The organism is Thalassotalea marina (assembly GCF_014656435.1).
Lineage (GTDB): Bacteria > Pseudomonadota > Gammaproteobacteria > Enterobacterales > Alteromonadaceae > Thalassotalea_C > Thalassotalea_C marina.
In genome coordinates this window covers 39,772-55,172 of sequence record NZ_BNCK01000004.1, presented here as the reverse complement: position 1 = coordinate 55,172, position 15,401 = coordinate 39,772, and the positions used below count along the sequence as shown (strand labels likewise).

Genomic DNA, 15,401 nt, shown 5'->3' with positions numbered 1-15,401 from the left:
TTTTCAAATACTTTTTAGTTGTTAAACAAAAGTCAAAAGTAACAAATTGCAAATAAAAGCGATGTTTGACGTTATTACTGCGGATTTAGCGTCTTCCAATCTGCGACTTTCTCATTAATAAATCCAGATTGTTTAAACGCTTTTTCAATTCTATTTTGTTGTTTTAATTGAGTTAAGCCTTTTTCTAGTGCTTTATAAATCGCTTCGCCCTCCGGATGATTTTTCGATACATAAAAATGGCGTGTGCCAACTAATATCAATTTAATATTTTTAATTGGCGCTAATCTAGTCCCCTTAGAAACGACGGTTAAATCTTCTGAGCCGTTAAATGGCTGTAGTAGAAAGTCAATACGATTTGACAGTACCATGTCTAACATAGACGACCATGAAGGCACGTCGTACAAAGCCTTTAAAGGCAGCTGGCTCAATGCTCTCCAGTCTGCGACCCAAAACCGGCTGCTTACAGCAGTTAAATTTGGTAAATCCTCTTCTGTTAATTGATTAGCTTTGTCAAACGTGGTGTATAAGCCAGCTTCAAACATACCGGACTTAATTATTTCTTGCGAAATGTAATAAGATTTGGCGTCATTTTCTAAGTCATGTTTCCATGCTGTGCTGCCCGACAAAGCATAGGTACCTTGAGCAACATGTCTTAGTATTCTCGCGTAGTTTGGCGCAAATTCAAATTTTAACGGTTTGTCGTAACCACCTAGATGTAATGCTTGCTGTAACAGTATGAGTTCAATAACAGATCTTGGCGTGTTTGAACCGGAAAATTCGGTAATAGTGAGAGGGTCGCGATCTTTTAAAAATGCGACATAGCTTTTGTAGCCACTTCTTTCGATAACGATATTGGCAAAAGCATCTGTTGAGTAAAAAACGAAAAAACTAACTAGGATATACAAATAGCTAGCGCGAACAATCGCATTCACTAAAATGTGCTTAAATGAACTGATCATTCTATACACAGTACTAACCAAAACACAGGTTCCCAATTAGCATTTTGTCTTAAAACTCCAACAAAAGTACTTGCTTTAAATTGAGTATAGTCAACCAATTGCCTTAACAATTAACTCGGCATCAACTTTACACAAAAAAATAGAACAGCATGAACTTGCGAGGGTGTAGTTTATTTAACTAGAGCACACTTTTTGCAGTTTTTCGTGGATGCACAACCGCCCAAAAGTAAATCAAAATGGCGATCCAATGTAAAAAAAACAAACTTAGGCCGATAACAAAACGAGGTTTGGTGTCGTCATGGGTCATAAAGTCTTCTAACATCATTAACCAAAAACCGACAAAAGTGATAAAAACTAACGGTATGCCAATTTTTTCTATTAACTGTGCGTTATTCCAACCAGTATATGTGTAGTCAACAAACGCATCACATAAAGCAAAAATGACAACAATAAGGACAACAAAACTGTACCAATATCCGGCTAAATTTTTCATTAATAAAAACTACCAACAAACCTATGATTAGCTATGCGTTATATAACAATTAGTGAGCTACGACGATACCGTAATTGAGCAAAACACACAATAATTCCTAGCTTCATCACATTGATTAACATCAAAAAAACCTAAAATTATTGACTTTATCTGGACACCCTTAAATTGACTTTATCTGGACACCCTTAATAAGAGTCCTTATCTTGATCTGAACTTTATCTGGACACCCTTTAAAAAATTAACTGTGGGTGTCCAGGTTATTTACCTATTACATAGACTATTGATTAATTTTAAAAACGAATAGAGAATTTTCTTTACCAGTTGCTACCAATAAGTGTTTGTTATTAGGAGTAATAGTAATTGAAGATATTGTTTTTAACTCAGTTCCCGCTACATGTGTCATTTTACTGTCAAAACTAAGCTTTCCATCTGCACCAACATCAAATATATATAGGCCGTGACCCGACTCTCCAGCGGCATAAATTGTCGTACCAAGCGGATCAATTGCTAGAGTACTGGCACCCGCTAAGCCGATGTCATCAATGCTTTTATTAGTAATTGATTGTAAAAATTCTAGTGTGCCGTTAGCTAGCTTTTGAAAAACAACCAAGGAGCTAGTTCCCGCGCAAGCAATATACAAAAATTTTCCATCCGGAGATACAACAATACTTTGAGGATTAACAAATTGCTTAACGCCGTTAACGTCGTCAATTATCACTTGTTTTGCCGTTAAACTTCCTTTGTTATCTCGAGCAAAAACGGTTAGTTGATTTTCGTCAAATCCTAGCACATACAATGCTGTTTGATCAGGCGATAAAGCTAAACTAATAGGCTTCCCTAAATTGCTTTTTAAAGGATTGGCTACTGTTAGTTTTTTATTAAAGACCATGGAGCCATCTTTTTGGATGTCAAAGATGGCAACCGCATTACTCATATAACCGGCAACAAAGAGTTGTTGTTCGTCATTAGTTTTAACAACATCCCATGCTCCTAGTATTCCTAAATGGTCTAATTTGGCTACCGACTTGTCACTATCAAATACTTCTTCATAACTCAAGCCGTCGCTTACCACTTCTGTAAAATTGAATCCGTTATGTTTATCAGTAAATCGAGTTAACGCCCCATCATAAAAACCTGTTACCACAACTTGCTTAGTTTTTTCTAGTACAACAACGCCAGACGCCCCTTCTAGACCAGAGATACCCCCAGTCGAATTTTTAAATACCTTGCCCAAGGTTAATCGAAAGTTGTTATCTGCATTAAAAACGGCAAAAGCATTATCATCACCACTAGTGATATATACTTTTTGATTATCAGATGAGACTTCTATCCTTCTTGGATTTCCTAAACCATCAATATTATTGCTATCGTCCTTTAGCAGTTGAATAAGTTGCAAGTTATCCGCAGTGTTTGCAATGGCAGTACTTTGAAACAATAAAATAGATAAACAACATAAAAGCCGCATTGTTATCGACATTAAAATTCTACCCAAGGTAATTTTTGTATCTTTATATCATGTTTTACTTAAATAAAAACGAGCTAAGTTTAGTAACGGTAGTATCTGGACACCCACTTTAAATACATGAGAAAGAATATATGTTGCATAGCATTTTTGGTACAAATTTACTTAGCTTAATCGAACCTTTCTAAAGGCGTCTATGTGCAAATGTATTCAATCGACTCCTGTCGGGTGTAGTTTAGCTTTATAAAGAGAAATATATATGATGTCCTTCAGGATAATTAATATCGCTAGGCTCACCATATAAAAAGAAAATGAAAATCGTTAGGACCACCAAATACGTTTACGCTAACAACTTTTCACAATTAGCAAAATTGCCCCTTCGTTTACGATGTTGATGATGACAATAATCAGTCAAGCTATCCACATCACCTACAGCCCCTTTAAAACATCGAGTAAACTGTTGCGTGAGTATTGCCCAGTTCTGTGCACTGATATTGAGTCGTGTCAGCAATGTTGGTTGATTCTGTGAAATGTGGCCTTTTTTATCTTCTCTCATACAGCGGCCAGTCAGTTCAACCAATTCAATATATTCGGTCAAAACAAAAGGTAACCCCAAGGGCATGTTCCTTCTTGGATTACCGACAAAAGGTTTCAACTGTTTAGGCTGTCTGCCTGTTAAAGCCGCTTTAATACGTTGTTTTATACTGGTGAAGTCTGAGGTTTCTGGCGTTTTCGCTACTTTGGCTCTTACAGGGTTTAAGTCAACATAAGCCATACATGCAGCAAGCGCTTTTTCATCCAATAACGCTTGAGAGCTAAAGCGCCCTTCCCAAAAGCGTCCTTTGCAGTTATCTTCTCGATTCGCTTGCCGTGCAATGGTTTCATTTAACAACCTAATAAGCCAACTGATATCCATTAATCGTTTCCGGTATACTTCAGTGGTTGCTTTTACAATATCTAACATCGATTCGAGTAAGGTCTCTCCACGCATGTATTTTGGGTTAACAATGTGCCTTTAAACAATTGATGCCAACGCGTTAACACGTCATCCATTGACCAATTTTTTGCTTGCTCTTCATTTACAAATAGCACCAAATGTACGTGGTTGCTCATCACGGTATATGCACAAACTTCAATAGCAAAAACTTCTGCAAGCTGAAATAGCTTCTTCTCCACCCATTGCCGTCGGTGTTCATAGCTTTTTCCCGTATAGGCGTCTTTACCACATAAAAAGGCACGGCGAACACAACGGGATATACAATGATAATAAGGCGTGGCTGCCAAACAAACTTGGCGGTTTCTGGCTATGGTCATCTCGCGTCCTTGCGATAATTTTACAATGACTCAAAGACTAGACAATCTTTGGTATTTTACAAATTAACTTTGGGTGTCCAGTTTATTTATTATTTTGATGCAGTAGGATCATATTCATTGTGTTTTATATAAAAGTCTTTGTGCTCGCGATAACTTTTATTTTTATAAAATAACCCCAAGAAAGTATGGGCTTCAGCCACACCATAAACATTTTTTGATTTTTCAAAATCAGACAGAGCCTCTAATCCAAGCTTTTCAGCCGCTAATCCTCGCCCCTGCGTTCCCATTAATTGATATGCATAATTTAGTTTAGTCATAGGATCGTTTGTATATGGAACACCTGCCGCAGCACAGCCGAGTAAAAACAATGTGATTAATGAAATAATGGTTAGCTTCATGCCAAACTTTCCTTAGGTGTATAACGCCCCATTCAGGGGCTTTTAATCGTTGGCTAAAATAACGAACGCAGTGAGGTTAAGCCAACTGTTAAAAGTCCTATCACTGCAATGGCTTGTTATATTTTCTTTTTCGCTCAACTCCCCAGCATAATAGAACAATAGACAATAAGAGTGAACCGAACACATCGAAAACATAATACGATACAAAACTAGCTGCTAACGTCTTCTTGGTTTTGCCATTTAAATGTAATTCATAAACTTTATACGCCCCATAATTAGCATTATATTTTCCTTTAACTTTAATTTGATCTCCTATTTTAAGATTACTTGATGGTGCAATAAGCTTTGTCTTATATAGTTTGTTGGATAGTAATACTAAATCAGTCTTATGTTTACCTCCTCCTTCTGCGTCAAAGCCTATCACTTGGCCTTCTCTTACCCTCAACTCATTGGTTTCCGGAAAGCCGATAAATACAGCGTTAAGAAAGAAATAAAAAAATAGAAGGCTACCCCCAAAAATCGAATAGGTTTTAAATTTTTGTTTTTCTTCTTTAGTGTGTCTCGATATATGGGTAATGGAGTCATTCACTATAATTTTTACTTTACCATCGTGTACTTCATCGATTATGAGCTTGATAGGAGTTCCATTTGTCAATTTAAAGTCATACACAAGGGAATTACTAGCGACTTCTCTAATCCACTTATCTTCATGGTAAATATTTACATTAGTATCAAATAGAAATGATTCAAAAGAAATTTCAACTTTATCACCATTAAATAATTTGGAGTCTAACTGTTGTTTCATATGGATTTATTCAAGGCTACGTTCATCTCGAGGAAAATATAACGCCGCAAATAAACGGCTAAAAATAGTTGGCTAAAATTTGTGAGGCACGAACAAAGCCAACTGTTTTTTGTCCGCACTTTTTGATTTGCCTTGTTAGGTGAATTTTACACCACACTTATTGCACTCTGTAACATTCCAGCCATTGCCTGCATTTTCATTACAAGATGGACATTTAGAGTACTTAAGGCTAAGCAAAATAAATATAAAACCGACTGTTTGTAGTGCTAGTGCCACAATATCAGCTCGAATTCCAAGTAAATACGTTTGATCAGAATAAAGCTGAATTACAAGCGCTGGAAGCCAAAAAAACATAAACAAAACAGTACAAACTACTCTTTTCTGCTTTCGACTTTTAAATTCGAGCTTAACCGATTCCATGATTCACCTAACGCCCGCATAATGGGCGGATTAGCTTGGCAAAAATTAGCGAAGAATGAGCGTCAGCCAAGCGTAAGACGTCCATTCATTAATGCGCTTGTTATAAGGATATTACTCGGCAATCCACCAGCCACTTCTGCCGCTAGAATCTAGGTATTTGCGCAGCTCAATTCTTAAATCAGCATATTTAGAGTCGTTACCCGTAAATATAATAAAATTACCTTCGGCAGCCATTTCTATATTAAATTTACATGATAATTTTTTAAACTGACAATTAATGACACCACCTCTTCCTGAGTGTTTGATTTCGAATTTAGTCGGTCGACTTAAAAACACTTCCAATCCTTATAACAGCTTATTAGTAGGCTTAAGTCTCTCTTTCACCAGATTTAAACCTTAAAACATTTGTTTAAATAGTATCCCTGATATTTATAATTTTCAACGACTTATTTCTTTTGTGTCTCGCTTTCCACGGAGAAAGCGAGATCTAGTCTCTATTTCTTGTAGAAAGCGAGACAAATGCTAAACTGTATATCTATACAGCACAACCAAAAAGGAATTTGGTCACAATGAACTCCCCATTTTTATCTTCACTAAAAGAACATATGTGGACTAGGCGTTATGCCAAAAGAACTATTGAAAGCTACTTGTATTGGATCAAGTATTTTATAAACTTTAACAACAAGCGCCACCCGCTAAGCTGTCATAATGCAGAGGTCGAGTTTTTCTTAAACTATTTATCAAATGTTAAAAATGTAGCGCCAAGAACTCAATCGTTAGCTTTAAATGCACTTTCCTATCTGTATAAGGACTACTTTAATCAACCTCTGTCTTGTGATTTACAGTTTAACAAATGTAGAGTTCAGCCTAACCTACCAACTGTGTTAACTAAAAGTGAGGTTAAGCTATTACTTGAAGCAATTCCTGTACAAAACAGATTAGCATGCCAACTCATGTATGCTAGTGGGTTGCGGTTAATGGAAGTAGTTAGATTACGTATTCAAGACATTGATTTTAATTATTGCAGTATACAAGTTTGGCATGGTAAAGGCGGTAAACATCGCAGAACTACATTAGCTAAAGAGTTGTTTTATTCATTAAAAGAACAAATTAAATTGGCTAATTGTTTATTTCAGCGAGATATTAGAAATCCTAGTTATCATGGCGTTTATCTACCTTTTGCCTTAGCTCGTAAATACCCAAATGCCCCTAAAGAATTTAACTGGCATTATTTGTTTCCTGCTACGCGTTTAAGTATTGACCCTGAGGTGAATAAGGTGAGACGGCATCATTTACATGAAACTGTTTTGCGTAAAGCCATTCACAAAGCGAGTAACTCATTACAACTGAATAAGCGTATTACCTGCCACACTTTACGTCATTCGTTTGCAACTCACTTATTACAACGCGGCGCAGATATTCGTACCGTACAAGAACAACTTGGCCACACCGATGTGCGCACAACGCAGATTTACACACATGTGATAGAACATGGTGCCAATGGTGTAAGAAGCCCGTTGTCAGATCTTAGTTAATAAAAAACACGCTAAATAAAAGCCATAAAAAAAGCCGCGAATTTTCACGGCTTTTCTATTACTTAAAGGCTAATTAAGCTTTTTTACTAGCAATGTATTCGTTAACGAAGTCTTCCAATACATTAAGTGGCACGGCACCATTTTTTAGCACCACGTCATGGAATTCACGAATATCATATTTGTCACCAAGCGCTTGTTTAGCTTGTTCGCGCAGTTCAACAATTTTTAACATACCAATTTTATATGCGGTTGCTTGTGACGGCATTACAACATGGCGTTCAACCATTTTAACCGCGTCCGATTTTGCATTTGGCGTGTTGTTCACGTAGTAATCGATTCCTTGTTGGCGAGTCCACTTTTTCGCGTGAATACCAGTATCAACAACTAATCGACACGCTCGCCATAACTCCATTGCTAAACGACCAAAGTCAGAATATGGGTCTTGGTACAAGCCAATTTCTTTAGGAATAAGTTCTGAATATAAGCCCCAACCTTCAGAATAGGCCGTATAACCGCCAAATTTGCGGAACATTGGCATATTTTCAAGCTCTTGTTTAATGGCAATTTGCATATGATGACCTGGAATACCTTCGTGATAGGCAAGTGCAGCCATTTGATAAGTTGGCATTGCTTCCATGTCATAAAGGTTGGCGTAGTAAATGCCTGGGCGTGAACCATCTGGCGCTGGTTGTTGATAAAACGCTTTACCTGCTGACTTTTCACGGAACGCTTCTACCGCTTTTACTTTTAAACGCGCTTTAGGTTTAGTAATAAACAAGCTGTCTAAACGCCCTTCCATATCGTTAATTAAGGCGACTGCTTCGTCTAAGTAGCGTTGCTTTCCTTCTGGGGTATTCGGGTAATAAAACTGCTTGTCGCTGCGCATAAATTGCATAAAAGCAGGTAAATCACCTTTAAACCCAACCTTTTCTTTGATCACTCGCATCTCATCGTGAATACGGGCAACTTCTTTTAGGCCAATGTCGTGAATTTGATCTGCAGTTAAATCAGTGGTTGTTGTGCGTTTTAATGCATTGTTGAAGAATGCTTCACCTTCAGGGAACTTCCATGCACCATCTTTAGTATCGGCCTTAGTTTCTAATGCCGTTAAGTAAGTAACCAACGATTCATAACCCGGTTTTAGGTGATTGTTTAACGCCACTTTTACTTCATTAATTAACGCTGTTTTGGCCGCTTGATCAATTTCTAATGCTGAAACTTTGCGGGTGAAGTCAGCTAAAATGGTGCTGTCTTCACCTTGGTCAAACGGTGCGCCAGTAATGATGTTTTTTGAGTCGCGAATAACATGCGGGAATACAAATTTTGGTGCAATAATGCCGCGCTGTTCGCGTAGTTTTAACTGCTCAACCAATTGGTTTAGTAGCTTTTCAGCCCCTTTTACACGGCTAATGTAATCGCGCGCTTCTTTTTCGTTAGTTATTGCATGTTGGTTAATTAAAAATGCTGGTATTTGAGAGTGAGTACCAAACATTTGATTAACTGGGTAGCTGTGAAAACGCCATTTATGATCGGCGATACTATTTTCAATGCTTTGAATATATAAAGTGCGACTAATACGCGTTTGAGCATCTAGTGTATTTGGGTCGATTGCTTTAAGTTTTGCTAAATTTGCTTTTGAAATAGCAAGTTCTTTGGCGGTATTTTCTTCCGATAAATCATTCCACTTGTCGTAGTCGGTTTTAATACCTAAGTATGTTTGAAACACAGGGTTTCGCATGACCCCTGCTTTATAAATCTCATCAAAAAAAGCATTGGCTTGTTTTGACGCTTCAACAACACTTGATTGGGTAACCGTTGTTTGTGCTTGTCGCTCTGCATTGCTTTGAGTATTTGACGTTGAGCTACACGCGGTGAACAGTAAAGCCGAAACCACGGCTGTCGCTATTATTGATTTTTTGATCATAGTCTTCTTATCATTTTATTTGGTTAATGAATTGCCCTAAGCCGGGTGTTTATATTTATTATTCGTTGGCAAGTATAAATGACAAAGGCGCATTGTGCGCCCTTGTATGCAAAGTTTTAATATTCAGGGTTATCTATTTTGTAAATGTGTGTTTAATCGATCTAAGCCGTTGGCTAAATCTTCAATTAAATCATCAGCATCTTCTAATCCAATATGCAAACGAATAAGTGGATTTTCATAAGGCCACTTGGTGGCGGTGCGCAACCTGCCAGTATTGGTATTACCTAAAATTAAGCTTTCAAATCCGCCCCATGAATAACCCATTTTAAAATGGTGCATACCATCTAGTAAGGCATTTAGTGACGCTTGATCTCCACGGTTAAGCACAAAGGAAAATAATCCGTTTGAGCCAGTAAAATCACGTTTAAAGATCTCATGCCCCGGGCAAGACTCAAACGCGGGATGTAAAATCACGTCAACTTCTTCACGTGTTTTCAACCAGTTTGCTACTTTGAGCGCATTTTCTTCATGCTGTTTTAATCTAACACCAAGTGTCCTAATACCACGCATAGCCAAGTATAAGTCGTCAGGTGACGTACATTGCCCCATTAAGTAACTGTTTTCACGCAGTTGTTCCCAATACTTTTCATTTGCTACAGCCGTACCTAACATAACGTCTGAGTGGCCAACAATGTATTTGGTTGCCGCTTGAATTGAAATATCAACGCCATGTTTAAACGGGTCAAACAAAACGCCCGCAGCCCATGTGTTATCTAACATCACAATACAGTTATGTTGATGAGCAACCTCAGCTATACCCGGCACATCTTGCACTTCCATTGAATTTGAACCGGGAGATTCTAGAAAAATAACCTTAGTATTAGGTTTGATCAGTGATTTAATGTCTTTGCCGATCAAAGGATCGTAATAGGTAGTTTCTACACCAATGCGCGTTAATACTTTGTCGCAAAAATCACGTGTTGGCTCATAGGCGGTATCCACCATCAATAAATGGTCACCTGTTTCAACAAAAGCCAATATGGCATTAGTTATAGCGGCGGTTCCAGAAGGATAAAGTGCGCAACCTGCTCCCCCCTCTAGATCGGTCATTGCATCTTGAAAGGCGAACGATGTAGAGGTACCACGACGACCGTAAAACAATACTTGATTACCACGATTTGCTGTCGCGTGTTTCATTTCTTTAACAGAATTGAATACAACCGTTGATGCTCGCTCAACTGGTGGGTTAACAACGCCTCGTGTCCATTTACTATCGCGCCCTGCGTTTACAATTTTGGTTTGTTTTTTCATACTCACCCTAACCTATTTTGGCTGTCTAGCCATCCAAAACCAATATGAAACAGGTTATAACATAAAAAAAGCGCGTTTGCTCAGGTTAAATTGTTAATAAGTGAATAAAAAAAGCCTGAGTTATAACAACTCAGGCAAAACCCTGCGCTTACGGTTGTAAGGAGGAAAGTCGAAAGGATTGTTGACTAAATACCGTTCCGTTAACGTCTTTTAAGCCAATTTCAATAAGTGGATCTGCCTGTTGCCAGTCTATTTCAATAAAGCCATAGTTAACGTCATGCGTAAATGCACCTACTCTATGTTCATTAGGGCTAACATCTTTCCATTTTTCACTTAACCCTGAACTGGTAATTTCCCAAAGGCCATAACCTTTACCATTTTTAACGTATGAGGTTTCTCCCCAATGGGTATCTCCACTAATGATGATAACGCCTGAGATAGCGTGCTTTTCAATAAAGTTAAGTAAGCGCTTTCTGTCATTTGGAAAGTTTGCCCAAGACTCCCAACCGGTAAACTCTGGTAGCAATTGTAAACTTGAACCAATAATTTTTATTTTTGCAGGTTTAAGCAGCTCTTGTTCCAACCATTGCCATTGTTTTTCACCTAACATGGACGCCTTAGCATCGGGTGATACCTTGTATGGCCCCATATTAATAGGTGCTCGTTTAGCAACATAATCGAGCTTCGAAACTTGATGCAGCTCATCTCTATTCCAACGAAGATCAGGCAGAATTACTTGCACTTCTTGATTTTTGTTGCCGTACATATAGCTGGTATAAATGCCATCACGTTGATAACGCGGTGAGTCTTTTGGCTCTTGCCAAAAATCTAACATGATTTTTTTAGAAGCTTCTTTTTGTGGATATTCTTTACCCGCATCGTTTTCACCGTAATCATGGTCGTCCCAAATAGCGATCAATTCAGCGGTTGCTTTTAGCTTTTTAAAGCCTGAGTGGTTGGCCAATGTTTGATATTTATCGGCTAACTCTTGCATGTCTTCGGTGTCACCGTAAATGTTATCACCTAAAAAGATAAATAAATCAGGGTTATCTTTAGCTATCGCATTAAAAATTGGCATCTCTTTGTATTGTTTGCCACAAGAGCCAAAATAAATTTTGTCTATGGCCAAGGTATTAAAGCTTAAGGTGGCAACTAAACCAGCAAGTAATGTTTTTTTCATTATTTGATCACCTCTAACATTGGCTTGCCAGCTTTAGGGTTAAATTCAGATACGTTTTCATCTAATAAAGTTAAAGCAGTGGCCGCCACTTGTTTTTGATAGAGCTCTTGAGATGTTTTAAGTACGCCCTGTGGTTTAATGTCAGGTCCAAGGGCAGCAAACCAAATATGTGCAGAGCCAATAACACCTTCTTTATGTTCTTTTAAACCTTTCATATAGGCTTGCACCGCTTGTTTAGACGCATGATGCTGCCAGTCTTTTGCCGTTTGACCTCGGCCGTGATCGGTCACTATAAGTAAGTTTGTATTGTTTTTGTACTGCTCCATCGATTGCAAGGTTTGCCATAAATCTGCGATAAAGGCGTCGGTTCGGTGAGCGGCATTAAGATAGTTGTCGTAGCGTCCATCATGGGCAAAGTCATCAGTTTCACCATAGGAGATCGACACAACACGTGGTTTGTTTTCTTTGATGTAATCAATAGCAAATCGGTGGGTAAAACTGTCTAAACGAACGTTGTGCCACGGACTTGGAATTTCCTGCTGTAATTCATTTAACAAGGTAACCGCGTCACTGTGGTATTTTGCCGGTGCTGAATCAAAACCAGCGTTTACATATAAGCCACTGCGCTGGGCATTTAAAATATAGGGAAATACATCCCAACTGCCAAAGGCTGCGGTATTTTTATAACCTTTGTTGTTTTTAAGCCACTCTAAAAAACTGGTTTCAGGGTTGAGTTTTTTGGCATTTGAATCAAGAGTTGGGTTGGTTACACCAGTAAAAATTTCGCTGTAACCTGGGTAAGAAAAATGCCATTGATTAGCCACTGACATATTTGATGCTTGGTTTCTATCACCCACTAAGGTGCCATTTTTTGCAATCGTTGACCAAACAAATGGCATTAACGTTTCTTTTGCTTGATTTGTTGTTTGCGATTCAATGGTTTTTAGTAAGCCATTTTTATGATGGGTGAAATTTTTATCGTCTAATAAATCTTGTTGTTTTCCTTGGAATACTTCCTGCCAACGTAAGCCATCTATGGTCACTAAAACTAAATTACGTTCTTGTGCCATGCTAAACGTTGAGGTTAATAATAAAGTGGTTAAGGTGAGTTTTTTCATTGTTATTTATTACCTTTTTAAATACTGCAAGGAAAACAAACGGAAGGCAGCAACTGCCACCTTCCATTAACATTAAAAGTTTACGTTAACAGTAAACGTTGTTGTGCGAGGTGCGCCAATGTAATACGTATTACCACGACCATCACCTGAAGATAAATACTCTTCGTCAAACAAGTTATTTACAACTAAAGCTAAATCGACAGACTTAACGCCATTACCAGTAAACTCCACGGTATAACCTAAGTTCATGTCAGTCACAATAAAATCATCAGCTTCGCCGCGCTCACCTGTATATTTAGTTGATGCACCAAAGCGTAATCCACCGTCAAAATAATTAGCTGAAACAACCCACATATCTTCTACAGAGTCGATAACAGTTTGGCCTTTTTTAATGTCGCCAATATTATCGTTGTATTCAGAGTTGTTTTTAGTGAAAGAAGCGTACAGCTCCCAGTTGTTATTAACTTTGTAAGTGGCGCCTATTTCAAGACCATCAGAGTCAATGCCACCTTCGTTAATGTATGAACCGTTAGTACCAATTGCATAATCGATACCGTCAGCATCACTGCTGCCTGGTGAAACAAAGCGAAGACGGTTGTTAAATTCAATCTTATAGAAGGTTGCTGTTAAGCTTAAGTCTTCACCAAAATAACGTACACCAAAGTCGATGTTGTCAGCAGTTTCTGGCTCTATCTCAGTCACTGTAGACGCGTCACGCTCTAAAACACCATCTTTAATTGCCGAGAAGTTTTCACTGTAACCAGCAAATATTTCAGTTGATGGCGATAGCTGATATTGCACACCACCGCTAAACAATACGTCAGAATCACTGTCTACTTTCACGTCTTTAGACGAGTCGTAGTGGTCATCTTTTTCAACATCAACTAGGTATTGCTGAACACCTAAATTAACCGTTAGATCGTCAAATGTAATGGTGTCTTGTAAGTACCATTTAACTGTTTCTTGGTCAAAAGTTAGTTCGTACTGTGTCCAGTATGGTTTTGCATCAAAATGGTGATAGACACGTGCATCTATTACTTTATGCCAATCACGGTGTTCATCACGCTCTGATGTTTCCATCCAAATACCAGCTACCAAGTCGTGGTTATCGAACGTTGTTTGTGCTTTAGCAGTAAAACCTGTGCGCTCTTTGGCATAGTGTGTATGGCGGTATGACATCACTGGAATGGCATCACGGTCATAACATGCAGCATGTAAACCTGGACCTGAATTCCAAGGCCAGCTGTAATTTGCGGTACAACCTTCAGCAGGCATTAATGGGTTACCATTTTGATCGGTAAAACCATATCTGAATTCCGCTTCGCCGCCTTTATCGGTTAAGTTGCCGTTAGCATCTACTGGGTGCATGATGTAAGGAGGGATCCAGTCACCACGGCCTTTGTTTTTGTGGTAATAAGGTGTAACTTCAAACGTTGTCACGTCAGACATCGCATATTCAAATTTCAAATAACCTAAGGTATTTTCGCGAAGTGTTGACCAGCCTTCAGCAAACATTTGGTCAAAATGAGGAATACCAGTCCAGTTCCATGTTAAATGATCCCAATCAGACGTTGCGTTAAATTGTTCAACCGTTACGCTGTTGTAGTTATCTTCTGCTACGTCATCGTATGAAATACGACCAGTAATATTTAAATCACCTTGAGTAGACACAAACTTCATTTCAGCGTGTTGCTTTTTCGCACCACCATTAGAGCCTTTACCTACCCAACGGCTATTTGATGAATCAGAATAGCTAATGTAAGCAAAGGTATTTTTTAATATTTCACCAGTTTCGTAACGTGCAAAATAGCGCTGAGCGTCATGTGAACCTGTCGTATATGAAATTGTAGTGCTTTCCTGCATTTCAGGATCTTTACTCACAAAGTTAAACGTACCACCTAGAGCATCTAACGAAGCAGATGAAATGTCTGATGTACCTTGGCCAACTTCTATTGTTTGCACATTGTCAGTATCTAAATAACGGTTAGCTTTTGCTCCACCACCGTAGTTTGAACCACCGTTTGGAATACCATCGACCGTCATACCTAATTGTTGTTGCTGACCGTCAATAGCAAAACCACGCATGGTTATTGATGTAGACCAATCGTCACCACCAAATGCGTCACCTTCATTAATGTTAATGCCAGGTAAGTTATCCATAATGGCTAACACGCTAGTCATTGGTGCTTGTTGGTCGATCATGTTTTGATCTACCGTGTTATTTGCATAAGAAAGTTTCTTTGCAATAACGGCGACTTCTTCAATTTGCTTTTCTTCTTTTGTTGTATCGTCAGCATAAGCCAATGGCGTTAATGCTAATGAAATAGCAATAGCTAACGTTGATTTTGTTGTTGTTTTGAGAGACATGGTTTACCCACCTAAATATTGTGTTTTTAGTGTTATCGTTTTGAATCGGCGAGCAGTGTAAAGTGTGTTTGTTACAGATTTGTTATTTTTAATTGAACGTTCAATTAATAAAAAT

Annotated in this window: 13 protein-coding genes and 1 pseudogene; 1 reads left to right on the top strand and 13 read right to left on the bottom strand. The window is 38.3% G+C overall.

Annotated elements, in window-relative coordinates; genetic code table 11:
- Window positions 1–74 precede the first annotated feature (74 nt).
- The 8 genes and pseudogenes from IE199_RS09430 to IE199_RS09395 form a co-directional block, all read right to left on the bottom strand.
- Window positions 75–959, bottom strand: coding sequence for a hypothetical protein (locus IE199_RS09430; protein WP_189769675.1), 885 nt, complete (start codon window positions 957–959; stop codon window positions 75–77).
- Window positions 960–1,137: 178 nt separating this feature from the next.
- Window positions 1,138–1,452 (bottom strand): hypothetical protein, encoded by a 315-nt coding sequence (locus IE199_RS09425; RefSeq protein ID WP_189769673.1) that lies wholly within the window; start codon window positions 1,450–1,452, stop codon window positions 1,138–1,140.
- A gap of 277 nt (window positions 1,453–1,729) precedes the next feature.
- A complete protein-coding gene (locus IE199_RS09420; RefSeq protein ID WP_189769671.1) occupies window positions 1,730–2,929 on the bottom strand; it encodes a beta-propeller fold lactonase family protein in 1,200 nt (399 codons plus the stop codon).
- 325 nt (window positions 2,930–3,254) lie between these two features.
- Window positions 3,255–4,228, bottom strand: a pseudogene (locus IE199_RS09415) (transposase).
- Window positions 4,229–4,317: 89 nt separating this feature from the next.
- The gene (locus IE199_RS09410; protein WP_189769665.1) at window positions 4,318–4,626 is read right to left on the bottom strand and encodes a hypothetical protein; all 309 of its coding nucleotides are present in this window, start codon (window positions 4,624–4,626) and stop codon (window positions 4,318–4,320) included.
- A gap of 100 nt (window positions 4,627–4,726) precedes the next feature.
- Entirely contained in the window at window positions 4,727–5,431 is a 705-nt protein-coding gene (locus tag IE199_RS09405; protein WP_189769663.1) for a hypothetical protein, read from the bottom strand.
- 135 nt (window positions 5,432–5,566) lie between these two features.
- A complete protein-coding gene (locus IE199_RS09400) occupies window positions 5,567–5,851 on the bottom strand; it encodes a hypothetical protein (protein WP_189769661.1) in 285 nt (94 codons plus the stop codon).
- Window positions 5,852–5,962: 111 nt separating this feature from the next.
- Window positions 5,963–6,187 carry a hypothetical protein gene (locus tag IE199_RS09395; RefSeq protein ID WP_189769659.1) on the bottom strand — a complete coding sequence of 75 codons (225 nt, stop codon included), beginning with the start codon at window positions 6,185–6,187 and terminating at the stop codon, window positions 5,963–5,965.
- 233 nt (window positions 6,188–6,420) lie between these two features.
- Between IE199_RS09395 and IE199_RS09390 the strand changes: the two genes are divergently transcribed.
- Window positions 6,421–7,386 carry an integron integrase gene (locus IE199_RS09390; RefSeq protein WP_189769657.1) on the top strand — a complete coding sequence of 322 codons (966 nt, stop codon included), beginning with the start codon at window positions 6,421–6,423 and terminating at the stop codon, window positions 7,384–7,386.
- A 73-nt stretch (window positions 7,387–7,459) separates the two neighbouring features.
- On the opposite strand, the gene IE199_RS09385 is transcribed toward IE199_RS09390, so the two are convergent.
- The 5 genes from IE199_RS09385 to IE199_RS09365 form a co-directional block, all read right to left on the bottom strand.
- Entirely contained in the window at window positions 7,460–9,307 is a 1,848-nt protein-coding gene (locus tag IE199_RS09385) for a DUF885 domain-containing protein (RefSeq protein WP_373304800.1), read from the bottom strand.
- A 132-nt stretch (window positions 9,308–9,439) separates the two neighbouring features.
- Window positions 9,440–10,621, bottom strand: a complete 1,182-nt coding sequence (locus IE199_RS09380) for a cystathionine beta-lyase (protein ID WP_229854638.1) — start codon at window positions 10,619–10,621, stop codon at window positions 9,440–9,442.
- A 148-nt stretch (window positions 10,622–10,769) separates the two neighbouring features.
- Window positions 10,770–11,801 carry an alkaline phosphatase D family protein gene (locus tag IE199_RS09375; protein WP_189769651.1) on the bottom strand — a complete coding sequence of 344 codons (1,032 nt, stop codon included), beginning with the start codon at window positions 11,799–11,801 and terminating at the stop codon, window positions 10,770–10,772.
- Window positions 11,801–12,919: an alkaline phosphatase family protein gene (locus tag IE199_RS09370; protein ID WP_189769649.1), complete on the bottom strand. Its 1,119-nt coding sequence runs from the start codon at window positions 12,917–12,919 to the stop codon at window positions 11,801–11,803. The genes IE199_RS09375 and IE199_RS09370 overlap by 1 nt, the downstream gene beginning before the upstream one ends.
- 72 nt (window positions 12,920–12,991) lie before the next feature.
- Window positions 12,992–15,286: a TonB-dependent receptor domain-containing protein gene (locus IE199_RS09365; RefSeq protein WP_189769647.1), complete on the bottom strand. Its 2,295-nt coding sequence runs from the start codon at window positions 15,284–15,286 to the stop codon at window positions 12,992–12,994.
- Window positions 15,287–15,401 lie beyond the last annotated feature (115 nt).